Below are 24,300 nucleotides of genomic sequence, written 5' to 3'. Positions count from 1 at the left end.
GTGACGTGCGCGACGAGTGGCCCTCCCGGACTGCACCAATGGTCACAAGAGGCGTAGCCTTTATTCCCGCTGTCCACCACCTTAGGAAGCGGAAGAGGGCGGTTGCCGCCGTGTCGCTACAGTCCCCCAACAGCTCGAGCATCTCGACCGACCAAGAGGGGCAGGGCAAGAGCCCTGCCGCCGCGTTCGGTCCCAATGAGTGGCTCGTCGACGAGATCTACCAGCAGTACCTCCAGGACCCGAACTCGGTAGACCGAGCCTGGTGGGACTTCTTCGCCGACTACAAGCCGGGCGGCGCCACCGCGCCGAGCAAGCCCGCGGAGGGCGCAGCCCCCGCGCAGGCCGCCCCGGCGCCGTCTGCCCCGGTCACGCCGCCGGCCCCTGCCGCGGCCCAGCCGGCCACCCCGGCGAAGCCGGCCGCGAGCGCTCCGGCCCCCGTCAAGCCGGCCCCGGCCAAGGCGGCGCCCGCCAAGGCCGTCGCGAAGCCGGCCGCCAAGCAGGCCGCCGACGGCGAGGCCCCGGCCGGGCCCGAGTACGTCCAGCTGCGCGGCCCGTCGGCCGCCGTCGCGAAGAACATGAACGCCTCCCTGGAGCTGCCGACGGCCACGTCCGTCCGCGCCGTCCCGGTGAAGCTGCTGTTCGACAACCGCATCGTCATCAACAACCACCTCAAGCGCGCCCGGGGCGGGAAGGTCTCCTTCACCCACCTGATCGGGTACGCGATGGTGCAGGCCCTCAAGGCCATGCCGTCGATGAACAACTCCTTCGCGGAGAAGGACGGCAAGCCGACGCTGGTCAAGCCGCCGCACATCAACCTCGGTCTGGCCATCGACCTGGTGAAGCCGAGCGGTGAGCGCCAGCTCGTCGTCGCCGCCATCAAGAAGGCCGAGACGCTCTCGTTCTTCGAGTTCTGGCAGGCCTACGAGGACATCGTCCGCCGGGCCCGCGACAACAAGCTGACGATGGACGACTTCACCGGAGTCACCGCGTCGCTGACGAACCCCGGCGGCATCGGCACCGTCCACTCGGTGCCCCGTCTGATGCCCGGCCAGTCCATGATCATGGGCGTCGGCGCGATGGACTACCCCGCGGAGTTCCAGGGCACCTCCCAGGACGCCCTGAACAAGCTGGGCGTCTCCAAGGTCATGACGCTGACCAGCACCTACGACCACCGGGTGATCCAGGGCGCCGCCTCCGGCGAGTTCCTGCGCGTCATGAGCCAGCTGCTGCTCGGCGAGAACGAGTTCTTCGACGACATCTTCAAGTCGCTGCGGATCCCCTACGAGCCGGTCCGCTGGCTGCGGGACATCGACGCCTCGCACGACGACGACGTCACCAAGGCCGCCCGGGTCTTCGAGCTGATCCACTCCTACCGGGTCCGCGGCCACGTCATGGCCGACACCGACCCGCTGGAGTACCACCAGCGCAAGCACCCCGACCTCGACATCACCGAGCACGGGCTCACCCTGTGGGACCTGGAGCGCGAGTTCGCGGTCGGCGGCTTCTCCGGCCGGTCCATGATGAAGCTGCGCGACATCCTGGGCGTGCTGCGCGACTCGTACTGCCGCACCACCGGCATCGAGTTCATGCACATCCAGGACCCCAAGCAGCGCCAGTGGATCCAGGACCGCGTCGAGCGCTCGCACAAGTCGCCGGAGCGCGACGAGCAGCTGCGCATCCTGCGCCGGCTGAACTCCGCCGAGGCGTTCGAGACGTTCCTGCAGACCAAGTACGTCGGTCAGAAGCGCTTCTCGCTGGAGGGCGGCGAGTCCGTCATCCCGCTGCTGGACGCGGTCATCGACTCCGCGGCCGAGTCGCGCCTGGACGAGGTCGTCATCGGCATGGCCCACCGCGGCCGCCTCAACGTCCTCGCCAACATCGTCGGCAAGTCCTACGCGCAGATCTTCCGCGAGTTCGAGGGCAACCTCGACCCGAAGTCGATGCACGGCTCCGGCGACGTGAAGTACCACCTGGGCGCCGAGGGCACCTTCACCGGCCTGGACGGCGAGCAGATCAAGGTCTCGCTCACCGCCAACCCCTCCCACCTGGAGGCCGTGGACCCGGTCGTCGAGGGTGTCTCCCGCGCCAAGCAGGACATCATCAACAAGGGCGGCACGGACTTCACCGTCCTGCCGATCCAGCTGCACGGCGACGCCGCGTTCGCCGGCCAGGGCGTGGTCGCCGAGACGCTGAACATGTCCCAGCTGCGCGGCTACCGCACCGGCGGCACGGTGCACGTCGTGATCAACAACCAGGTCGGCTTCACCGCCGCCCCGGAGTCGTCGCGTTCGTCCATGTACGCCACCGACGTGGCCCGCATGATCGAGGCGCCGATCTTCCACGTCAACGGCGACGACCCCGAGGCCGTCGTCCGTGTCGCCCGGCTGGCCTTCGAGTTCCGCCAGGCGTTCAACAAGGACGTGGTCATCGACCTGATCTGCTACCGCCGCCGCGGTCACAACGAGTCGGACAACCCGGCCTTCACCCAGCCGCTGATGTACGACCTGATCGACAAGAAGCGCTCGGTGCGCAAGCTCTACACCGAGTCCCTCATCGGTCGCGGCGACATCACGCTGGAAGAGGCCGAGCAGGCGCTCCAGGACTTCCAGGGCCAGCTGGAGAAGGTCTTCACGGAGGTCCGCGACGCCACGACGGCCCCGGCCGTCCCCGAGGTGCCGCAGCCCAAGGCCGAGTTCCCGGTCTTCGTGGACACCGCGATCTCCCAGGAGGTCGTCAAGCGGATCGCCGAGTCCCAGGTCAACATCCCCGACCACATCACGGTCCACCCGCGTCTGCTGCCCCAGCTGCAGCGCCGCGCGGCCCAGGTCGAGGACAACACCATCGACTGGGGCATGGGCGAGACCCTCGCCGTCGGCTCGCTGCTGATGGAGGGCACCCCGGTCCGGCTCGCCGGCCAGGACTCCCGCCGCGGCACGTTCGGCCAGCGCCACGCGGTCCTCATCGACCGCGAGACGGGCGAGGACTACACCCCGCTGCTCTACCTCTCCGAGGACCAGGCCCGCTTCAACGTCTACGACTCGCTGCTGAGCGAGTACGCGGCGATGGGCTTCGAGTACGGCTACTCGCTGGCCCGCCCGGAGGCGCTGGTCATGTGGGAGGCCCAGTTCGGTGACTTCGTCAACGGCGCCCAGACGGTCGTCGACGAGTTCATCTCCTCGGCGGAGCAGAAGTGGGGCCAGACCTCCGGCGTCACCCTGCTCCTCCCGCACGGCTACGAGGGCCAGGGCCCGGACCACTCCTCGGCCCGGATCGAGCGCTTCCTGCAGCTGTGCGCGCAGAACAACATGACCGTCGCCATGCCGACGCTCCCCTCCAACTACTTCCACCTGCTGCGCTGGCAGGTGCACAACCCGCACCACAAGCCGCTGGTCGTCTTCACCCCGAAGTCGATGCTGCGTCTGAAGGCCGCGGCGTCGAAGACGGAGGAGTTCACCACGGGCGGCTTCCGCCCCGTCATCGGCGACACCCAGGTCGCCTCCGGCGCGGTGGACGCGAGCGCCATCCGCAAGGTGATCTTCTGCTCCGGCAAGGTCTACTACGACCTGGAGGCCGAGCGCGCCAAGCGCGGTGCGAACGACACCGCGATCGTCCGCATCGAGCGCCTCTACCCGCTTCCCGGCAAGGAGCTCCAGGCGGAGATCGCCAAGTTCCCGAACGCCGAGAAGTACCTGTGGACGCAGGAGGAGCCGGCGAACCAGGGTGCCTGGCCGTTCCTCGGCCTCAACCTGATCGACCACCTCGATCTGGCCGTCGGCGCCGACGTCCCGCACGGCGAGCGCCTGCGCCGCATCTCGCGGCCGCACTCCTCGTCCCCGGCCGTCGGCTCCGCCAAGCGCCACCAGGCGGAGCAGGCACAGCTGGTCGCTGAGGCGTTCGACGCGTAAGCGTCGGGGCCGCCCGGTGGACCGCTAGCGACCGGTCGCCGCAGCCCATGGTGAAGGGCCCGTTCCCCTTGAGGGGGACGGGCCCTTCACCATATGCGGGGCAGCGGGTGGGGCCGGGGCCCGGTGGAGCCGGCCCCGCGCCCGCTAGACGGGCTGCGGTTCGAAGTCCCAGTACGGGCGGCGCCGGCGCCGGGCCGAAAGGGTGTGCGGGTGCTCGGCGCCCAGCGTCTCGGAGAGCTGCTGGATCGCCTCCTGCTCCAGCTTCGCCGCCTCCTGGCCGCGGCGGCGCAGCGCGCGCAGGTCCTCGGCCAGCGCCGTCTTCGCGGAGAGGGTCATCGGGTGGGCGTCGCCCAGCGTCGCCTTGGCCCGCTCCAGGGTGTCGCGGCCCAACTCCACCGCACCGTCCTCGTCGTCGACCCGGCTGCGGGCGGCGCCCGCGTTCAGCGCGCAGCCCAGCGTCCAGGGGTGGTCGGGGCCCATCGCCCGGGTCATGCCGTGCAGCGCCCGTTCGGCGATGTCCAGCGCCTCCGCCGTCTCCCCGAACTCCCCGCGGACCAGCCCGACGTTCCCGAAGGTGCCGACGGTGTACGGGTGCCGCTCGCCGGCCAGGGTCTGATAGCGCTCGGCGACCTCCTCGGCCAGGTCCCGGGCCTGGCCGAGGTCGCCGTGCTCGCGCAGGAAGGTGGCGTGGTCGGCGCGGACCATCAGCGTCTCGGGGTGGCGCGGGCCCTGCACCCGGCGGGAGCGTTCGACGAGGTCGGCCAGCAGGGCGCCGGCCCGGGCGACCTCGCCGGTGCGCCGCAGGCACAGCGCGAGATTGTGCTCGGCGCGCAGCGTCTGCGGGGTGTGTGCGCCCATCACCTGCAGATGCAGCCTGGCGTTGAGCTCCTGGCTGGAGGTGGCGTCGCGGTAGCGGCCCAGCAGGCGCAGCGTGCGGGCGTGTGCGGTGCCGGCGTTGAGGGTGAGGTGGTGCCGTGCGCGCAGCTCGCGTTCCCGGAAGGCGAGCACCTCGCGGTGGGTGACCAGCGCCTCCTCGTAGCGGCCGAGCAGCGCGAGGACGTTTCCGAGGTTGTGCCGCGAGGAGAGCGTGCGGGGCGCCTCGGGGCCGAGCAGGGCGGTGTAGGCCCGCCAGACGGCGTCGAAGAGCTCGTGGGCCTGCTCGTACGAGCCCAGCGCGATCAGCGTGCCGGCGAGGCCGTCCTGGGCGCGCAGCAGGTCGGCGTCGGAGGCGTCCCGCTCGGCGGCGAGCTGGTCGACGACGGCGCCGCCGACCGCCTCGGCCTCGCGGTAGCGGCCGAGCCGGCGCAGCATGTTGGCGTGCTGGTGGGTGAGCACGAGCATGGTGCGCTGGGTGGGTTCGAGGCGGGTGCGCCAGCGGGACATGAACTGCTCGCACAGCCGCAGGCCGATGCGGTACTCGCCGCGGACCCTCAGGTACTCGATGCAGTTGAGCAGCAGCTGCTGGACGGCCGCGTCGGGGCTGTCGAGGACGCCGGCCGGCTCCAGATGTGGGATGAGTTCGGCGTAGCGCTCCCAGTAGCGGGTGTCGGAGGGGTTCTGCGGATCGGCGGTGACCAGCACCCGGCAGGCCGTCGCCGCCATCAGGTCGCGCTCGTCCTCGGTCATGTCGCTGCGCAGGAACCGGTGGTAGAGCCGGTGCATCTGCGCGGTCTCCACGGCCGGGTCGGAGTCCTGGGAGACCTGGTAGTCCAGGCGTACGGCGGTGGACTCGGTCAGCCGGCGCAGCGCGGTGTTCCAGCTGATCGGCTCGGCGGCCAGATCGGCGAGGTGCTCGGGCAGGTCGCCGCGGCGTGCCTTGGCGAGCATCGGGACGGGGATGGCGTCCGGGGCGAAGAAGGCGAACAGCTTGAGGAGTTCGACGGCCGCGGGGCTGCGCTCGCGCAGGGTGTTGAGAGTTATGGCCCAACTCGTCTGGAAGGCCATGGGGTAGTCGGAGGAGATCCGGATGCCGACGAGGCTGGGCTCGCCGCGCCGGATCAGTTCGATGTACTCCTTGGGGGACATCGGGTTGGCGTCGAGCCAGGCGGCGGTCTGGGCCAGCAGCAGCGGCAGGTCCTGGACGGCCTCGGAGAGCATGTCGGCCTCGACCGGCGTGAGCCGGGGTGCGCGGCGCCGGGCGTAGGCGACGGACTCGACGCGGGTGAAGGGCAGCACCTCGATCTCCTGGGCGCTGCCGGACCCCGACCAGTCGCGGGTGAGGGTGGTGATCAGGACGTGGCCGCGGCCGTCGGGGATCAGGTCCTCGATCTGCTCCATGTCGTCGGCGCTGTCGAAGATCAGCAGCCAGCGGCGGTAGGGGCGGCCGACGCGCAGCGCTTCGTGGACGGCGCGGATGCGGTCGCCCAGCTCCCGGCCGACGGGCAGGCCGAGCCGGGTGGCGAGTTCGGCGAGCTGTTCGCGGGCGGCGCCGCGGTTGGTGGCGCTGATCCACCACACCACGTCGTAGTCGTTGCCGAAGCGGTGGGCGTACTCGGCGGCGATCTGGCTCTTGCCGACGCCGGAGGTGCCGTAGAGCGCGATCCGGGTCTCCAGCGGCGGGGCCGAGCCGACTCCGGGGCCGGCGAGCTTGCCGTGCAGCTCTTCGAAGACGTGGTCGCGGCCGGTGAAGCGGTTGTTGCGGCGGGGGATGTTCCAGACCTCGGGCGGGTTGTTCGGGAAGCGGGGCTCGCCGGGGGCTTCCTCGTCCAGGGTCCGGGCCGGGGCGGCGATGCCCAGCCGGTGCAGTACCCGGCGGTTGGCCTCGCGGGCGTCCAGGTCGCGCAGGTCGGCGGGGCGCAGCAGGGAAGCCGTGGCCGGCAGGCTCTGCGTGGCCACGCTCACCGCGGCGAACCGGTCGGCGTGCGGGGGCACCACCTCCCGCAGTGCGGCCGTCCACTCCTCCTGCGTCTTGGGGCCCAGCCGGAAGTACCAGTCGTCGAGCACGATCAGCAGCCGGCCCTCGGCCTCCAGCAGGCCCGACAGCTCGGCGGCCAGCGCCGTGTCCACCTGGGGGTCCCAGCGGAGCAGGGTCGTGCCGTGGCCCTGCTGCTCCAGTTGGTGGGAGATCCACGCGGCCCACGGCCGGGCGAAGCCCGCATAGCTGATGGTGACGTGCTCGCGGGAGCCGGCGAGGCCGGACCGGCCGGCAGAACCAGAAGAACCAGAAGAACCAGAAGAAATGGACTGATCGACCATGCGACCGTCTCCCTGAGATGCGATGGTGCGCGCGTGCGGAGGCTGATTCATCGGGCACGCCCTGGCTCTTTCGCACGATAGCCCAAGTATCGCTCCAGATGACGACAGTGCGTCAGGTCATGTCCGTGGCACGTCAGTTGCGTGAAACGGCGGCGTCCAGGCGGGCGGCGATATGGCGTATCAGGCGTTCCAGGTCGGCGCAGTAGACGGACGGGTTGGCGAATCCGCCGGTGTCCGCGCGATAGCGGTGGGCGTAGTTGCCGCCGCCGCAGACCTCCACCAGGGCGCAGGCCCGGCACGGGGCGGCGAGCCCGTCCCGGCCCCGCTGGCGGGCGGCCATGCCGGGGTGCGCCAGGGCCTGGTCGAAGGTGTGGTGGAAGACGTCGAGGCCGGTCGCGGCGGCGCCCTCGTAGGTGGACTTGAGCGAGTCGACCTGCTCGATGGCGCCGTCGGTGTCGACGACCAGGGCGACGACCGGTGAGAGGCCGACCGCCTCGCTGGAGCTGGGGCGGCCCAGCAGCAGGCCCAGGATCTCGGTGAACACCCGCACCCGGGGTCCGGGCCCGCCGTCCCACCACAGGTCGAAGACCGCGCACAGCCAGTCGCCGTACGGGGTGCGGCCGGCGGGGCCCAGGGGGGCGGGCGGCGGGCTGGACCAGTTGGCGTGTGGCAGCAGGAAGTCGAGCATCGGCGGGTCCAGTGCCCGCAGCGAGCCGTAGACCTCGGCGGGGTCGGCGGTGATGTCGATGGTGCACAGGATGCCGGCGAAGACGTCGGGCCGGTCGTGGAGCAGCCGCACGGCCCGGGAGACCGCGGGCCAGGAGGGCCGTCCGGCGTGGTCGAGGCGGCGGCGGTTGAGGCCGGGGGTGCCGCCGTCGAGGCTGAGGCCGAGCCGGAAGCCCGCGGCGCCGAGCGTGTCGACGGTGTTCGGGGTGAGCAGGGTGCCGTTGGTCTGCACGCCGAACTCGGCGGTGCAGCCGGCGGGCAGCACGGCACGCAGCGCGGCGGCCTGGGCCAGGAGCGGGCCGGGGCCGGTGAGCAGCGGCTCCCCGCCGTGCAGATCGATGCGCACCTCGCGCAGCCGGTGGGTGCGGGCGTGCTCGGCGATGCGCAGGGCGGTCTGCCGGACGGTGGCGTCGGCGACGGTCGGGGGGCGCTCGCGCCAGCTGTGGTCGGGGCCGGCGTAGAGGTAGCAGTAGGTGCAGGCGAGGTTGCAGCGGCTGTGGACCTTCAGGACGAACTGCCGGAAGGGCACGGCAGCGCTACGGCCGGTCTGCTCCCCCGCCACGGCGTCGCCTCCCTGCCCCCGTCGGCCTTCGTCGAGGTGCGGTCGGCGGCTTCTGATCGTCCGCTTCCGCCCGTTGTCTGGTTACTTGGCTCCGCCATCGATCAAAGAATCGAAATGCGCCGACAACTGGCCGGTTTCCTTGCGCGTTTGCCCAAAAACCATCTGCCCCACGTCGGAACGGCGCGGGGATGCCCGCTGCCCGTCACCGCAGGAGCGCGCCCGGTCCGTCCTCGTAGTAGGCCACGGCGTCCTCCCCCGTCGGCCAGTTGCGCAGCAGCAGCGCCGCCACGTCCCCCAGCACCGCATGGTCCGTCCGGGTCGCCAGGGCGCCCACATCGACCCCGGAGAAATCCGGCAGCGGCTCGGCCGACGGCTCGAACGGGGCGGCCGCAGCCGGTTCGGTGCGGGGGGTAGTCGCCACGCTGCTCTCCTCAGGCCGGCTGGACGGTGGTGTTCCCGAACTGCTGTCCACAGAAACACGTCGGACGGTGGACGGCCAGACGGCCGGCCGGGGTGGCGCCACCGGGCGCTCAGGCCGGGTCTGCGAGGGCACGCATCCGGGCGCGGGTGCGCTGGGCCTCGGGGCCGGTGGACTCGGCGGCGCGCTGCCACTGCTCCCAGCTCTCGCGGTAGGCGTGCAGCGCGGAGCGGGGGCCCGCGGTGACCTCCAGGACCTCGCCGCGGCGGTGGTGGGCGCGGGCGGCCAGCAGGGCGCTGCCGGCCCGGCCGGCGGCCGCGGCGGCGCGGCGGTAGCAAGCGGCGGCCCGGTCGTGCCGTTCGCGGGAGTCGAAGCGGCGGTCCAACAGCAGCTGGACATCGCCCACTTCGAGCCAGGCCTCGGCGCAGACCGCGTCCGGCACGTCCGCGCCCCGGGCGGCCAGCTCCAGGATCCAGTCGGCCTCGTGCAGATCGGCGAGCGAGGGCTGGCGTTCGTAGCGCAGCCGCAGGGCGCGGCCGAACAGCAGCCGGTGACTGCCGAGGTCGGGGTCCTGCGGCGCGACCCTGGCCAGCGCCTCGCGCAGCACGTGGACCGCCTCGTTGGCCAGCCGCTTGCCCGGCTCGTCGGAGGGCTCCAGCCGGGCGCGCAGCAGCAGCGCCGCGCCGCGTTCGGCGAGCAGCGCGCTGTGCTCGGGCGAATCGGGGGCGGTCAGACGGAGCGCGGCCGCCAGCGCGGCGATCGCGGAGTCCAGGGCGGCCGGCGCGCCGGTACGGGTGTGGACGGCGCGCTGGGCGGCGGCCGTCCGGCGCAGGCTGTCGGCCTCCAGGGCCTCGTCGCCCAGCGCGTGGGCCATCTCCCGGGCGCGTTCGAGGGTGGGCAGCACGGACGGCAGGCCCGCGCGGCCGTTCATCTGGCGGGCCGCCGCCAGGTCGAGCAGGGTCTCGCAGACCAGCCGGTCGGCCCCGTCGCCGCGGCGGCGGAGCAGGACGGTGGCGGTGTCGAGGTCGTCGGCGGCGCGGACGGCGAGCGCGTCGGCGGGGCGGGCCCCGTCGGGCACGTCGGCGGCCCGGCGGGCCTGGTCGAGCAGCACCCCGCCGCGGGCGGCGTAGACCTCGCCGGGGACCTGCTCGCCGCTGGGCCACTGGTCCAGCAGCGTGGTCAGGGAGCGTTCCGCCTCGTCGAGGGGGTCGTCGGACACCGGCTCCGCCTCGTCCACCGGGGTGGCGGGGACCTCGGGCAGCGCGGCCAGCCGGCGCAGGACTTCGGTGCGCAGCACCATGCTCTCCAGGACGCGGGGGTCGAGCAGGCTCATCAGCCCGCAGGCGGTGTGCAGTCGGCGGGCGGCGTCGGTGAGCGCGGTGCGTTCCCCTCCCGGGTCGTCGGCCAGGCGGCGTTCCCGGGCGCGGGCATGGGCGACCCGGCCGAGCACGATCAGCGCCCGGGTGCGCTCGGCCTCCCCGGCGTCGTCGCCGTCGCCCGCCCCTTCCGCCGCCCGGGCCACCCGCTCGGCCTCCTCCAGGGCGTCCGGCTGGCGCCACTTCGCCCAGGCGTGCAGCAGGGCGCGGGCGAGGTCGGTGCCGGCCTGCGGCCGACGTTCGGCGGCGGCGCGCAGCAGGCGGACGGCCTCGACCAGATCGCGGACGGCGCGGTCGTGTTCGTAGCGCTCCAGGAGGGCCGCGCCCTCCGCGGCCGGGCCGTCGGGGACGTACGTCCGCCGGTCGGGCGGGCGCAGCGCGGGTTCGAAGCGGCGCAGTACGCGTTCGGAGACCCGGGCGAAGGGTTCGGGCACGGCGCGCTGGCCGGTCTCCGGCTCGCGGCCGCTGCCGGAGAGCATGGCGACCGCGACGGCCGGGAAGTTGCGGGCGCTGCGGCCGAAGGTGCGCTCGATGTAGAGCGAGCAGTGCTTGAGGACCAGGGCGGCCTCGCCCGCGCTGAGCCGGCCGAGCAGCTCGTCGCGCACGCCCGGCACGAAGTCGTACCACGGGCCGCCGACGGCCTGCTCCCCCGACGGCAGCTGCTCCGGGGCGAGTTGTGCCACCAGGCCGCTGAGCAGCACCTCCGCCAGCTCCGCCGGTCCGGTCTGCGGCAGCATCGCGCGCTGGACGAGCTGGATGACGGGCAGCGCCAGCGGTACGGCCGAGAGGTGGACGGCCAGCAGCCGGGCGGCCGGCGAGGCCTGCCGTTCGAACTCGCCGACCATACGGGAGGGCGCGCCAGGCCCGGGTGCCGGCGGCGGTCCGGCCGGGGGCTCGGCGCCGTGGTCGGCTCGGACGACACAGGCCGCGCCGCGCAGCGACAGACCGGCGTCGGCGGCGGCGAGCCGGGCCCAGGAGCCGAGGGCGGAGGGGGTGGCGGACAGCACGGGGACGGCGCGTTCGCGGGGCGCCCCGGGCGGTGTGCCCGGTGCGGCGGCGGGCCGTCGGCGCCGTCGGGCGGGGGTGAAGTCGAGTGCCTGGTAGGGGCCTTGGCGGCGGATGAGGGTCCCGGCGACGGCGGGCAGCAGCGTCCGCGCCCACATCCGCTGGGGCAGCGGCTGGACGACGGCGAGCGGGGCGTCGGCCGCCCAGCGGTAGAGCAGCCGCTGCATCCGGCCGTCGCGCCACAGGGGGCCGGCGCAGTCGCTGAGGACGAGGGTGAGGTGGTGGCCCGTGGGGTCGTGCAGCTCGTCGGCGGGGCGCAGCCGCCGGCCGGGTCCGGGGGCCGCGGCGACGCCCACGTCCGGGCCGTGCGGGTGGAGGTAGTGCACCGTGACGTCCCGGAAGGCGCCGACCCGTTCGCAGACCTGGCGCAGGTCGTGCAGCATCTGCTCCCAGACGGCCATCGAGGAGGAGCCGTCCATCAGCAGCCGCAGGGCGGCCGTGCGGCGGTGCACCCCGCGCAGCACCGGGATGATCATTTCGGCGTGGGCGGAGAGCTCGGCGGTGGCGGGCTCGTCGAGCCTGCTGCGCAGGGGGGCGGCCGGCGGGCGGTAGCGCTGGACGGGCCGCAGTGCGCGCTGGAGGGGCAGCAGCCCGGGGAAGGCGGAGGCGATCGGGACGGCGACCTCGCCGAGGCGCCGGCGGTCCGGGTCCGGCGGGCTCCCCCACTGCCCCGGGGACATGGGAGGTTCCCCCGTGTCCAGGGGAGGCCGCAGCTCCGCGACGCGCTGCCGGGCGCGTTCGCGGCCCGCGTCCCCGGTCGGGGCCGGGAGACCGTCCGCCGACGAGGGCACGCCGCCGTCCGCCGCGTGGTGCCCGGATCCGGCCGGTCCCACCCGGAAAGTGGCCGGATCTATGCGGCCGGGGTGATCGGTGCGACCGGCGCCGGCATCGGTCCGGCCCTCGGTCGACGGCTCGTCCGGGGTGATCCACTGGGCGAGCCAGAGCGCGTCGGCCATCTGGCGGGCATCGGCCGGCAGCCCCGCCGCGGTCAGCCGGGCGACGAGCTCGTCGAGGGGACCTGGGCCGGGCTCCCCGAGGGGCACCGCACTCACCTCGTCCGATCGAGAGGCCGCATCAGCTCCGCCGTCAGGCGCCGTCGGGTCTCCTCCTCGTCCTGGTCCGTCCAGCCGGCCTGCTGTGTGAGGTGGATGGCGTTGAAGAGCTGGTCGACGGCGCGGACGTCGCCGGGCTCGCGGTCCAGGAAGCGGTCGATCACTGCTTCATAGCGCTCGGCGGCGCCCTCGCCGAAGTGGGCCCGCACCATGGCGGCGAGCCGCTCCTTGTCGGGGACCGGGATGTGGAGGTGGATGCAGCGGCGCAGCAGGGGTGCGGGGAAGTCCCGTTCGCCGTTGCTGGTGAGGACGATGAACGGGAAGGCGCGGCAGCGCACCCGCCCGTCGCGCACCGTCACCCGCGCGCCGTCGTCGCTGAGCACCTGCACCTCGGGGGCGGATCCGGCCAGCCGCTCCAGCTCCGGGATCCTGAACTCCCCTTCCTCCAGGACGTTCAGGAGGTCGTTGGGCAGATCGATATCGCTCTTGTCGAGTTCGTCGACGAGCAGGACGCGGGGCCGGTCGGCGGGCAGCAGGGCCGTGCCCAGCGGGCCGAGGCGGATATAGCGGCCGATACCACCGCCGGGTTCGTCGTCGACGGCAGCCGACAGCGCCTCCGGCTCGGCCGCGGTCTGCCGGGCTATCTGGAGGTCCTGCAGGCGGCCGATGGCGTCGTAGTCGTACAGGCCGTCGCGGAGCGTGCTGCGGCTGACCACCGGCCAGCTGAGCACCCGGCCGAGGCCGAGTTCGTAGGCGACCGAATGGGCCAGGGTGCTCTTGCCGCTGCCCGGCGCGCCGGTCACCAGCAGCGGCCTGCGCAGATAGAGCGCGGCGTTGACCAGCTCGCGCTCGGTCTCGCCGGGGCGGTGGTGGCTGGCTTCCCGGTGCTGTACGCCCAGCCTGCGCTCGGAAGCGGGGTCGAGGGGCGCGGGCGGCGCCACCGGAGGGCCGCCGTCGAAATCACGCCAGGGGGGTGGTGGCGGAAGGTGCTCAATTCCGTCGTGCGGTGCCCCCGCGCCACGGTAGATGAGCCAGTCGCTCACGTCGGAACTCCTCGTCGCCGGCCCGGCATCGGTCAGGAGCGAGGGTCAGGGAGGACCTCCGGAGACGTCGGCATCCGCCCCGGCCTTACCCCGCGTCCGCCACGCACACTCACGCCATCACGTCTTCACGAACAAGTCTTCCACGACGCTATGACAGTACCCCTCCGTACGGAAGCGCACGGGGCGGTTTCCGGTCTCACGCTGGTGCGTCGGGGGGCGCCAAGTGCCACGTACGGGGCGGGACTTGCGGCCACCGACGCCGACTCGGCCGACGCGCGGCGACGCGAGCGGGGGCGCCGGGGGCGGACGCCGGGCGCGTGCGCGGCGCACACGCCGCACGGAGCGCCGCGGCGCGGCCCGGGGCGGCTCCGGGCGGCTCGGCACCGGCTCATCGCGGCGACGTCTGGGGCCGGTCGGTGAACAGTTGCGGTATCGGGTCCTCCGGGTCGTCGTAGAGGAGCACCAGGTCGCGGGCCCAGTGCGCGCCCTCCTCGGCGGCCTCGGCGGCCTTCGCGCGCAGCTGCCGGACGAGCTCGGGGAGGCGGGCCACACCGCCCGAGCCCTGGAGCAACTCCCTTACCCCGCGGTGGAATTCCTCGCAGGAGGCATCGCACTCCCGCTCCTGTCCGTGGCCGCGGGCCGGCCACAGCCCGGCCGGGAAGCCGGTGTCCAGGGCGACGCCGACCGCTTCCCGCCCGAACCCGTCGGCGACCGTGTGGCACAGCGCGGGCAGCGCGCCGTCGTCCGCGGTCTCCAGCAGCCGCCAGACCGCCTCGGCGGAGCCGGCACCGGGGCGCGCGCCGGCGCCCGTGTGCGGTGGGATGCGCAGCGCCCGCAGTTCGGGGGCGGCGGTGATGCCCTGCCAACGGCGCAGCCAGGCCGGGTCGACCTGCTCACGCCGCCCCTGGTCGCGCAGGACGACCGCACGCCCGGGGCCGACCGGTCGCAGTCGGGCGGTGCGCCGGGTGGAGGCGGCGACCTCCCACTGGCCGGCGGCGGTGTGCCAGCGCCCCTCGGGGACGGCGACCTCCAGGCGTACGCGGGCGCCCGGCCCGGCGTCGCCGTCGGCGCGCAGCAGCCGCCCGCCGAGCCGGCGCAGCACCTGCTCCCGGGCCTGCTCGAAGGGCACTCCGCCGGCCGACTCCTGCACGTCCACGCGCAGCCACTGCCCCTGGCCGTAGCCCTCGCTGACCGACCAGTTGTACAGCTCGCGGCCGCCCTCGTCGTAGAAGAGCGGCTCGAACTCGACGAGTACGGAGCGCGGGCGGCGGCGCACCGGCCCGATCCGCCGGCGGTCCTGCGGCTGCAGCACCACCGCCTTGGCCTGGACGAACTCCGCGAGCCTGGCGGCCTCTTCGCGCACCGCGGCGGCCTGCTCGCCCGGAGCCTCGCGCACCTCGTCGGCGGTCAGCTGGGCCACGATCCGCAGATAGTGCACGAAGGCGCGCAGCTCCGTGTACGGGTCGCTGCCCTGGTAGAGCGCGCCGTGGCCGTCCCGCCAGGTACGCAGCGACCAGGCGCCGGGCCGTTCGCCGCGCTCCAGTACCTCGCCGACCGCGGCCTCCACGACCAGCGGGTCGCGCGGTGCGGGCAGCCGGGCGAGCAGGTCCAGCGCCTGCAGCCGCTCCTGCACGCCCCACAGCCGGCCGCGGCCCGCCATGATCGCGTGCTGGGCGTCGAACCAGGTGGGCCCCGCGCCGGCCCGGCCGAGGTCCTGGCCGGCCCAGTGCCAGCGGTCGTGCAGGCCCATCAGCGCGTGGTAGGGGTCGGGGCCCAGACCCTCGGCGCCCGGGGCCAGATGCTCACCGCCCAGCCCGCGCAGGGCGGTGACCGGCACCGCGAGCCCGACGTGGTCGTGCTGATGGCGGCCCTTGACGATGCCGACGACCTCGCCGCGGTCGCAGTCGAGCAGCGGCCCGCCGGAGGCCCCGGGGGTGACTCGGACGTCACTGCCGAACTGCAGGCCGCGGGCGTCGCGGGCCCCGAAGCGGACGGCGATGAAGGGGTCCACGGAGCCGGCCGCGGCGGGGGCGCCCCGGGGGCCGGCCGCCCCGTCGGCGCCGGACCCGCCGCCCGACTCGCGTACTACGCGTTCGCCGGTCGGGCCCGGGCCCGACTGCTCGTGCCCGCGGAAGATGTACGCGTCCTCCAGGAGCGTCGCCGGCTGATCGCTCAACCAGGCGCAGGGGTGCTCGGCCTCGCCCTCCAGGAGCCGGACCAGGGCGAGGTCGGCGCGGGCCGCGGCGGGTCCGGCCGCCGGGTCGGGCCGACTCATGTCGTACACCAGGCGCGCGGGCGCCACCCGGCCGCCGAACGCGACGCCGAAGACGCCGTCCGGTCCCGTCTCGCGGCGCCGGCCGTCGTCGGTCGCGAGCACATGCGCGCAGGTCAGCACCCATCCCGGCGCGATCAGCACCCCGCTGCCCCACAGCCGGGCCGCGCTCGCACCGGGCGCGGCGCGCAGCCCGACGGTGGTGCGTCCGGCGTGGTCGAGGAGTGGGGCGTAGCGGGCGCGGTCACCGCGGCCGCCGGCCGGTGGCTCGGGGGGCGCCATCAGCGGCCCGAATCGTCCGGCTCCCGGCGGTCGGCCGCCTGCGTTCGATGCCGCTGCCGCGGTGACGACCCCCCGCCGTCGTGCCGCCAGGTGAGGGTGACGGAGAGGTTGGCCTTGGCCTCGCCGTCCGCGAGCAGGGCGATGGCCTTGCCGGGCTTGGCCGACAGCTCCACACCGAAGGTCACGCTGGTCTCGTCCGGCGCGACCCGCTCGGCGGCCTGGCGGACGCTGCCGGCGACCCCGCCGATCACCTCGCGCAGCCCCTCGACCCGGGCGCCGAGCGCGTCCCAGGCGCCGACGTCCTCGAAATCCTCGTCCACGGCGTCGTCCAGGCCGTCGAGCCCTGGTTCGTCCAGCCGGGAGACCCGGGCCCAGACCTCCGTGCCGTCGGGCAGTTCGATGCGCTGTGCGCGATCTTGCATCACGGCCTCCTGCTCCCCCTGGACGGCAATTCCCCAATTGCCGCAGGACCGTTGACAGGTGATCAGGCTAGCCCTCGGTCGCCTGTGGCGCGAGAGGTCCGTGGGCCTGCCTATCCTGGCCGGGAATGTCCCATGACCCCTGGTGGAGAGCGCGTGTATTTCACTGACCGTGGCATCGAGGAGCTGGAGAACCGGCGCGGCGAGGAGGAGGTCACCCTCGGCTGGGTGGCCGAGCAGCTGCGCACGTTCGTCGATCTGAACCCGGACTTCGAGGTGCCGGTGGAGCGGCTGGCCACCTGGCTGGCACGGCTGGACGACGAAGAGGACGAGTAGGGCGAGTAGCCGACGGGAGGGCCACGCGGGGCCGCACCTAGGGGCGACACCCAGGGGACGCGACGCGTCATATCGGGGTGACGTCAGGGTCGGCACTGCTTGACTTCCCCATGCCGCGATATATCGTGTCTGGTGAGGACGCGATATGTTGCGTTGCACGGCTATCCAGGGGAGGCCAGGAATGTCAGCCCGGACCGAGTGGTCGCAGAATCCGATGCAGGTGGCCGAACCACGCACGCTGGAGATCGCCGAGCCCGTCGACGCGCTCAGCGTGCGCGTGGTCGGCGGCGCGGTCAACGTGGTCGGCACCTCCGACGGCAGCCCCGCCCGCCTGGAGGTCAGCGAGCTGCACGGCCCGCCGCTGACCGTCTCCTACGACAACGGCACCCTGTCCATCGCGTACGAGGACCTCCCCTGGAAGGGCTTCTTGAAGTTCCTGGAGCGCAAGGGGTGGAACCGCCGCGCGGTGGTGTCGGTGACGGTGCCGTCCGGCACCCGCGTCGAGGTCGGCGTGGTCGGCGCCGACGCGGTGGTCTCCGGCATCTCGGCGCGTACGGACGTGCGCGGCGTCTCCGGCCGCAGCACGCTCGTCGGGCTCTCCGGCGAGGTGCGGGCCGACACCGTCTCGGGCAAGGTCGAGGCGCAGTCGCTCACCGGCGATCTGCGGTTCAACTCCGTCTCGGGCGATCTGACGGTCATCGACGGCGCGGGCGGCGGGGTGCACGCCGACTCCGTCAGCGGCGACATGGTCCTCGATCTGGACCCCGTCAAGGGCGCCGACATCCGCCTGACGACCGTCTCCGGCGAGGTCGCCATCCGGCTGCCCGACCCGGCCGACGCCAGGGTGGAGGCGAACACCACCTCGGGCACGGTCTCCAACGCCTTCGACGATCTGCGGGTCAGCGGCCAGTGGGGCGCGAAGAAGATCACCGGCTCGCTGGGCGAGGGCACCGGCAGGCTCAAGGTCACCACCGTCTCCGGTGGACTGGCCCTGCTGCGCCGCCCCGCCTTCGAGGACTCCCCCACCGACCCGCCCGCAAGCAAGGAGGCACGCTGAGATGCCCCCCGTCTTCGCCCACGGCCGCCTGCGGCTCTACCTCCTCAAGCTGCTCGACGAGGCGCCCCGGCACGGCTACGAGATCATCCGCCTGTTGGAGGAGCGCTTCCAGGGCCTGTACGCCCCCTCCGCCGGCACGGTCTACCCCCGACTGGCCAAGCTGGAGACCGAGGGCCTGGTGACCCATGCGACCGAGGGCGGCCGCAAGGTCTACTCGATCACCGACGCCGGCCGGGCCGAACTCGCCGACCGCGGTGGCGAGCTGGCCGATCTGGAGCTGGAGATCAGGGAGTCGGTCGCCTCGCTCGCCTCGGACATCCGCGAGGACGTGAGCGGTTCGGCGCGGGATCTGCGCCGCGAGGTCCGGGCGGCCGCCCAGCAGGCCCGTGCGGAGGCCGGCGCGGCCGGGAAGTCCGGGCGCAACGGCGGCGGCAAGGGCTCCGCGGGCGGCGGCGCCGGCCGGCCGTTCCCGGAGGCCGCCGACTACTTCGACGGCGCGTTCGGCGACAAGGACGCCTGGCGGCAGGCGAAGGAGGAGTTCCGGCGGGCCAAGGAGGAGTGGAAGGAGCAGGCGCGGCGGGCCAAGGAGGAGAGCAAGCGCGCCAAGCAGGACGCCCAGCGGGCCCGTAAGCAGGCCAGGGACGCGCAGGTGTCCGCACAGGAGGAGGTCCAGCGGGTCATCCGGCGCGTACAGGACCAGGCTCAGGAGGCGGTGCGGTCCGGTGACTGGTCAGGCGCGGTGCGCGAGGCGCTGGCCGAGGTGTCCCGCGAGGTCGGCCGCTTCACCGGCGACCGGTCCGGTGAGCACGGCGGCACCGGCCCCGGCGGCGGCGCGGACGAGACGACCCGGGTGACGGTCGAGCGCGTCGACCTGGCCAAGGAGGACGGCGGGCAGGCCCCGCCCGCCGAGGCACCGCCGGCCCCGGTATGGGCGAAGGAGCCGACCAGCGGCGACCCGGCCCGCGACTTCGACCGGCTGCTGGACCGCTTCCGCGACGATCTGCGGGACGCGGCGCGCGATCACGGCATCACTGCCGAGCAGCTCGGGGAGTCCCGCCGACGGCTGGGCACGGCCGCCGCGCACATCGGCGCGCTGCTGCGCCACCCCGAGCAGAAGGCGTCGTCCCGTACGGACCCGGACGCGTAGGTCCGGTGGATCACGGCCGAGGCCGCGGCATCCGGCGCGGGCCGGCCCGGCCCGCACGCCCGGCCCGTTAGGCGCCGGCTCGCACGCCCGGCCCCCTCTAAGCCCCTTCCGGCATGCCCGGCCCCGTAGGCCCCGGCCCGCGGAGGCCGGGCGGCGGTGACGCTGTGCGCAGGGGGCGCCCGCGCCGTACGGCACGCCCCCGTCCCACCGGCCCGGACGGGCGGCCGAAACCCACTCCGCCTGCCACGAGACCCCAACGGGCCAGTAATTACACAGAGTTGCCATCTTCCCGATGGATTCACGCGGCGTAATCGGGGAAGGCAGTATTTCGCACGGCTTTTCGTCCGGCACCGGGTTCCAGGGAGCCCCAGCTGCCCGATTCCGCGGACCGACGGACGTGTTTCCGGACTACGACCCCCTCTCCCCGTCTGCACACGCATCGTGAAGGCCATGAGGTGAAGCGATGTCGGAATACCACGCGGTCGCCCGCCGTATGTGGCATCAGCTGGAGCCACTGCACGCCGCGCTGTACTTCGCCCCCGAGGCCCGCCAGGTCGCCGCCGACCTCGGCTATGACGTCGGTTCCCGCTGGCCCAGCTACTTCGCCTGGCGTGCCGCCCCGCTGGGCGCGGCCGGGCCCGAGCTGGTGGCCGCGACGTTCTACACCTTCAGCCCGCGCATGATCGCGCGGTATGTCCCGCAGATCTGGACCGTCGCGGAGCCGGCCAAGGTGCTCGACGCACGGCTGCTGGCCGTGGACCGCGCGCTGACCGCCCTCATCGGCCGTCGGCTGAGCGGCGCCCAGCTCGCCGAGGCGGCCCGGCTCGCGCGTCAGGCCGCCGAGAACGCCGGGCCGGCCGCCCGGCCGCTGGCCGCCGCCAACCGCGATCTGCCCTGGCCGGACGCCCCCCATCTCACGCTCTGGCAGGCCGCGACGGTGCTGCGCGAGCACCGCGGCGACGGCCACCTGGCGGCGCTGCTGACCTTCGGCCTCGATCCGTGCGAGGCCCTGGTGTCGTTCGCCGCGATCGGTGCCGCACCGACCGCGGACTTCGCCGGGCGCGGCTGGAGCGGCCAGGAGTGGAGCGAGGCCCGTGGCCGCCTCACCGCCCGCGGCTGGATCGGCCCGGACGGCGGCGCCACCGAGCGCGCCCGCGAGGAGCGCGAGGCGATCGAGCGGATGACGGACCGTCTGGCGGCAGGCCCCTGGCGGGCGCTGGGCCGCCCGCGTGCCGAGCGGCTGGCGCAGCTGCTCAACCCCGTACTCGGCGCGATCTTCGAGGCCGGCTATCTGCCGCGCCACAACACCCTGGGCATCGGCGCGCTGAAGATGGCCTACCTGTAGGGCGTGTCCGCGGCGTCCCGCCCGAGGCTTCCCCGGTGGCCGCCCGGAGCGGGTGGCGAAGGACCACCACTCGCCCAACTCGGTCCCTCCGCAAGACCGCTGGGCCGCGCCCGGGTGCGGACGGCCCTCCGGGCGCACCCCGAAACACCTCGACAGGCCGCGGCCCAGCGGTTTCTGACGCCGTATGCAGTATCCGGACGTGCGGGGCGCGCGGATGCGGGGTGCGATCGAGAGGTACCCGTGAGCCCCACCCGATGGGAGATCATCATGCGTGTCCGTACCCTCGCCGCGGCAGTGACGCTGGCCGGCGTGGCCGTTCTGGGCGGCGCCCCCCTCGCCGCCGCCGACGGCGAATCCCCCCGCGACCCCTTCAGCGCGATCCGAGGGCACCAGTCCCCTCCGGCCGAGACCTGCCTGGCCGACATCTCGTTCCTCGTCGACCCCGGGGCCCTTCGCTGCGCCCAGCAGTGAGACATGCCGCCGCCCCGGCCCCGCCTCGGGGCACCGGGGCGGCGCCCGCTTTCAGTGCACCGCCTCAGGACACCGCCCCGCCGCCGGACAGCGAGATCACCGCAGCCATCCCGTCCGTCCGCAGCTCGACCGTCCGCAGCCCGACCGGTATCTGAGCATCCGTCAGTGACTCCGGGGGCAGCAGAGCGGCATCGAAGCGCTCCAGGCGCACCACGGGGTCGTTGCGCCCTTCGGTGCACACTTCTGTGCACCCCTCCAGCGCGACCACCATGACGGCCTGATCACCACCGTCGCCACCGTCACCGTCACCGTCGCCGCCGTGAGCCGGCGACCGGCCCGTTGCCACCGTCCGGCTTCCGCGCACCGTCTCCACCGTCGCCGCCGCGCGCCCTTCCCGGAGCATCACATTGAGGTTGACGACCGGGCCGGACAGCAGCCGGCAGTCGGTGTCGGCCCCGCCGGGGAAGGGGAACGGGCGGTAGCGGCCCGGAAGGAGGTGGGCGGTGCCGTCCACCGTCAGCTCCAGGCCGGCGCCGTCGACGACGGTCAGGATCCGCCGGACCCCGGGCAGCGGTGAGTACGGGCCGTCCCGGGTGACATCGGCCAGGCTGACCCGCCAGGCGAAGGCGTCCCAGCCGGCGCCGGGCGGGTGGGCGGCTACCTCGCGGGTCACCCCGCCGCCGTTCGCCCACGGCGCGGCGGCACGCTCCCGCGCCCGCAGGATCCGCACGTCGGTCGGCAACGGTCAGACCGTCAGCACGATCTTGCCGAACAGATCGCCCTGGGCCATCTTCGCGAAGCCCTCGCGCGCCCGGTCCAGCGGCAGCGTCGAGTCGATGACCGGGCGGATGCCCTTGGCGGCGCAGAAACTGAGCAGCCCGGCCAGCTCCTCCTTGGTGCCCATCGTGGAGCCGACGACCTTCAGCTCCAGGAAGAAGATCCGGTTGAGCTCCCCGTTCTTGGGGGTGAAGCCGCTGGTGGCGCCCGAGATGACCAGGGTGCCTCCGGGCCTGAGCGACTTGACCGAGTGCGACCAGGTGGCCGCGCCGACGGTCTCGATCACCGCGTCCACCCGCTGCGGCAGCCGCTCCCCGCTGGCGAACACCGCCTCGGCTCCCAGCTCCAGCGCACGCTTGCGCTTGGCCTCGTCCCGGCTGGTGGCGAAGACCCGCAGGCCCGCGGCGGCACCGAGCACGATGGCCGCGGTCGCGACACCGCCGCCGGCGCCCTGCACCAGGACGCTGTCCCCGGGCCGTACGCCCCCGTTGGTGAACAGCATCCGGTACGCGGTCAGCCAGGCGGTCGGCAGGCAGGCGGCCTCCGCGAAGGACAGCTCCTTCGGCTTGGGCAGGACGTTCCAGGCGGGGACGGTGACCTGCTCGGCGAAGGTGCCCTGGTAGCGCTCGGTGAGGATGGAGGGCTTCTCCTTGGGGCCGACGCCGTGACCGGTCTGGCCGATGACGGAGTGCAGGACGACCTCGTTGCCGTCCTCGTCGATCCCGGCGGCGTCGCAGCCGAGGATCATCGGCAGCGACTCCTCGCTGATGCCGACCCCGCGCAGCGACCACAGGTCGTGGTGGTTGAGGGTGGCGGCCTTGACGTTGACGGTCGTCCAGCCGGGGCGTACGTCGGGGGCCGGGCGCTCCCCCAATTCGAGGCCGTTGAGCGGCTGGTCACGGTCGATGCGGGCGGCATAGGCGGCAAACATGATCCCAACGTAGGCCGCGGCCGCGCGCCGCGGTACCACGTACGGGTGTGACACGCACCGCGCCGAGGCGGCGGCGCACCACCGCCGTCACCCCGGCGCCACCACCGCAACGGGCCGGGCCCGCACCCTCTCAGGTACGAGCCCGGCCCGTTGGCGTACGGCGGAAGCGCTCAGCGGCGCGCCACGCCCTCGGCGCGGGCCGCGGCCGCGACGGCGGCGGTGACGGCCGGGGCGACCCGCTCGTCGAACGGCGAGGGGATGACGCGGTCGGCGCTGAGTTCGTCGGCGACGACGGCGGCCAGCGCCTCGGCGGCGGCCAGCTTCATGCCCTCCGTGATCCGCGAGGCCCGCACCTGCATGGCGCCCGCGAAGATGCCGGGGAAGGCCAGCACGTTGTTGATCTGGTTGGGGAAGTCGCTGCGCCCGGTGGCGACCACGGCCGCGTACTTGTGCGCGACGTCGGGGTGGATCTCCGGGGTGGGGTTGGCCATCGCGAAGATCAGCGAGTTCTTCGCCATCTTCGCCACCGCCTCCTCGGGCACCGTGCCGCCGGAGACCCCGATGAAGACGTCGGCGCCGTCCAGCGCCTGCTCCAGCGAACCGGTCAGCTGCGCCTTGTTGGTGAAGCCGGCCACCTCGCGCTTGACGTCCGTGAGGTCGCCGCGGTCGGTGGAGACCACGCCCTTGCGGTCGCAGACCGCGACATCGCCGATGCCCGCCTCGATGAGGATCTTGGCGATGGCGACACCGGCCGCACCGGCACCGGAGATGACCGCCCGCAGCTGGCCCAGCGAGCGGTCGGTGAGCTTGGCGGCGTTGCGCAGCGCGGCCAGCGTGACCACGGCCGTGCCGTGCTGGTCGTCGTGGAAGACCGGGATGTCCAGCGCCTCCTGGAGGCGGCGCTCGATCTCGAAGCACCGGGGCGCCGAGATGTCCTCCAGGTTGACGCCGCCGAAGGACGGCGCGAGCCGGACGACGGTCTCCACGATCTCGTCGGTGTCGGTGGTGGCGAGCGCGAGCGGCACCGCGTCCACACCGCCGAACTGCTTGAAGAGGATGGCCTTGCCCTCCATCACGGGGAGGGAGGCCTCCGGGCCGATGTCGCCCAGGCCCAGCACCGCGGTGCCGTCCGTGACGACGGCGACGACCTGGGACTTCCATGTGTAGTCGTGCACGAGCTCGGGCTGCTCGGCGATGGCGCTGCACACCTTGGCGACGCCCGGCGTGTACGCGAGGGACAGGTCGTCCTTGTCGCGGACCGGGACGGTCGCCTGGATGGCCATCTTGCCGCCGCGATGCAGCGCGAAGGCGGGATCGAAGGTCCCGTCGGGCGCCGTGCCCGTGCCTTCGTCCGCGCCCGTATTTCCGTCGCTGCGAGGATTGACGATCTCCGCTGCCACTTGTCTTACCCCTTTATTCGTAAATCTGCTGAGGGTGGCCACTCCCTGGTTGAGGAGTGGGCGGGCACCGCGTCCGCGCCCTGTGTGGGCGGATGGCCGCCCCGCAGGGGGAGGTACGGACGCCGGGCGCGCCGCACACGCGCCCTGAGCCCCGGATGAGGGGTGTAACGAACATTTCTACCGGACGGGCGCGGGCCCCGACGAGTCAGATTCATTACCCTCGGATCCAAGGTTCCGACAATAACGGCGAAATAGTTGAAAACCGCCGAAGGGCTCTCGTCCCGCTGTCCGGAATCCGAGACGTCCGGAGTGCGCCGATCGTCCCCCGCACCCCGTAGGAGGCGGCTTCCCCTTGCGACACAAGGGCGCCACCTCCCCTTCCCCGTCCGTTATCCGATTTTGACCTGAACGGCAGTCCGAATACCGGAGTCCGGATGGCAGGATTCCGTCACCAACCGAGGTCGCGGCGCTCGAAGGGGTGTCCCCCGGCCCTTTGTCACGTCTCCGCCACGTCGGCTTCT

16 protein-coding genes are annotated in these 24,300 nt (G+C 73.5%); 6 read left to right on the top strand and 10 right to left on the bottom strand.

What is annotated here, in order from left to right; all coding sequences use genetic code 11:
• Positions 1-110 precede the first annotated feature (110 nt).
• Positions 111-3,905 (top strand): multifunctional oxoglutarate decarboxylase/oxoglutarate dehydrogenase thiamine pyrophosphate-binding subunit/dihydrolipoyllysine-residue succinyltransferase subunit, encoded by a 3,795-nt coding sequence (locus tag WAB15_RS27675; RefSeq protein WP_407287900.1) that lies wholly within the window; start codon positions 111-113, stop codon positions 3,903-3,905.
• A 144-nt stretch (positions 3,906-4,049) separates the two neighbouring features.
• Here WAB15_RS27675 and fxsT read toward each other — a convergent pair whose 3' ends face one another.
• The 7 genes from fxsT to WAB15_RS27640 all read right to left on the bottom strand — a co-directional run bounded on the left by fxsT (position 4,050) and on the right by WAB15_RS27640 (position 16,318).
• On the bottom strand, positions 4,050-7,100 hold the full coding sequence (gene fxsT / locus WAB15_RS27670) for an FxSxx-COOH system tetratricopeptide repeat protein (RefSeq protein ID WP_407287899.1): 3,051 nt from the start codon (positions 7,098-7,100) through the stop codon (positions 4,050-4,052).
• Positions 7,101-7,233: 133 nt separating this feature from the next.
• Positions 7,234-8,388: an FxsB family cyclophane-forming radical SAM/SPASM peptide maturase gene (locus tag WAB15_RS27665; RefSeq protein ID WP_407287898.1), complete on the bottom strand. Its 1,155-nt coding sequence runs from the start codon at positions 8,386-8,388 to the stop codon at positions 7,234-7,236.
• Between the two features lie 202 nt (positions 8,389-8,590).
• Positions 8,591-8,809, bottom strand: a complete 219-nt coding sequence (locus tag WAB15_RS27660; RefSeq protein WP_399149527.1) for a YxD-tail cyclophane-containing RiPP peptide — start codon at positions 8,807-8,809, stop codon at positions 8,591-8,593.
• Between the two features lie 109 nt (positions 8,810-8,918).
• The gene (locus WAB15_RS27655) at positions 8,919-12,290 is read right to left on the bottom strand and encodes an SAV_2336 N-terminal domain-related protein (protein WP_407287897.1); all 3,372 of its coding nucleotides are present in this window, start codon (positions 12,288-12,290) and stop codon (positions 8,919-8,921) included.
• A 5-nt stretch (positions 12,291-12,295) separates the two neighbouring features.
• On the bottom strand, positions 12,296-13,342 hold the full coding sequence (locus WAB15_RS27650) for an AAA family ATPase (protein ID WP_399149525.1): 1,047 nt from the start codon (positions 13,340-13,342) through the stop codon (positions 12,296-12,298).
• A 388-nt stretch (positions 13,343-13,730) separates the two neighbouring features.
• Positions 13,731-15,896, bottom strand: a complete 2,166-nt coding sequence (locus WAB15_RS27645; RefSeq protein ID WP_407287896.1) for a trypsin-like peptidase domain-containing protein — start codon at positions 15,894-15,896, stop codon at positions 13,731-13,733.
• Positions 15,896-16,318: a CU044_2847 family protein gene (locus WAB15_RS27640; RefSeq protein ID WP_407287895.1), complete on the bottom strand. Its 423-nt coding sequence runs from the start codon at positions 16,316-16,318 to the stop codon at positions 15,896-15,898. The genes WAB15_RS27645 and WAB15_RS27640 overlap by 1 nt, the downstream gene beginning before the upstream one ends.
• A gap of 153 nt (positions 16,319-16,471) precedes the next feature.
• Here WAB15_RS27640 and WAB15_RS27635 point away from each other — a divergent pair, with 153 nt between their 5' ends.
• The 5 genes from WAB15_RS27635 (at position 16,472) to WAB15_RS27615 (ending at position 20,671) form a co-directional block, all read left to right on the top strand.
• Positions 16,472-16,651, top strand: a complete 180-nt coding sequence (locus WAB15_RS27635; protein WP_384434017.1) for a DUF6104 family protein — start codon at positions 16,472-16,474, stop codon at positions 16,649-16,651.
• A 181-nt stretch (positions 16,652-16,832) separates the two neighbouring features.
• Positions 16,833-17,708: a DUF4097 family beta strand repeat-containing protein gene (locus WAB15_RS27630; RefSeq protein ID WP_407287894.1), complete on the top strand. Its 876-nt coding sequence runs from the start codon at positions 16,833-16,835 to the stop codon at positions 17,706-17,708.
• 1 nt (position 17,709) lies between these two features.
• On the top strand, positions 17,710-18,855 hold the full coding sequence (locus WAB15_RS27625; protein WP_399149521.1) for a helix-turn-helix transcriptional regulator: 1,146 nt from the start codon (positions 17,710-17,712) through the stop codon (positions 18,853-18,855).
• Positions 18,856-19,318: 463 nt separating this feature from the next.
• On the top strand, positions 19,319-20,200 hold the full coding sequence (locus WAB15_RS27620) for an SCO6745 family protein (protein WP_407287893.1): 882 nt from the start codon (positions 19,319-19,321) through the stop codon (positions 20,198-20,200).
• A 267-nt stretch (positions 20,201-20,467) separates the two neighbouring features.
• The gene (locus WAB15_RS27615) at positions 20,468-20,671 is read left to right on the top strand and encodes a hypothetical protein (protein ID WP_399149519.1); all 204 of its coding nucleotides are present in this window, start codon (positions 20,468-20,470) and stop codon (positions 20,669-20,671) included.
• Between the two features lie 64 nt (positions 20,672-20,735).
• Here the strand turns inward: WAB15_RS27615 and WAB15_RS27610 are convergent, their stop codons facing one another.
• The 3 genes from WAB15_RS27610 to WAB15_RS27600 all read right to left on the bottom strand — a co-directional run bounded on the left by WAB15_RS27610 (position 20,736) and on the right by WAB15_RS27600 (position 23,779).
• Positions 20,736-21,413, bottom strand: coding sequence for a HutD family protein (locus tag WAB15_RS27610; protein WP_407287892.1), 678 nt, complete (start codon positions 21,411-21,413; stop codon positions 20,736-20,738).
• Positions 21,414-21,416: 3 nt separating this feature from the next.
• Entirely contained in the window at positions 21,417-22,379 is a 963-nt protein-coding gene (locus WAB15_RS27605) for a zinc-binding dehydrogenase (RefSeq protein ID WP_407287891.1), read from the bottom strand.
• A gap of 170 nt (positions 22,380-22,549) precedes the next feature.
• Complete coding sequence (locus tag WAB15_RS27600; RefSeq protein ID WP_399149516.1) at positions 22,550-23,779, bottom strand: NADP-dependent malic enzyme; 1,230 nt, start codon at positions 23,777-23,779, stop codon at positions 22,550-22,552.
• Positions 23,780-24,300: the final 521 nt, after the last annotated feature.

The organism is Streptomyces sirii (genome assembly GCF_045690365.1).
Taxonomy (GTDB): domain Bacteria; phylum Actinomycetota; class Actinomycetes; order Streptomycetales; family Streptomycetaceae; genus Streptomyces; species Streptomyces sirii.
The sequence above is the reverse complement of the archived record's forward strand: the minus strand, read 5'-3'. Positions and strand labels throughout refer to the sequence as shown.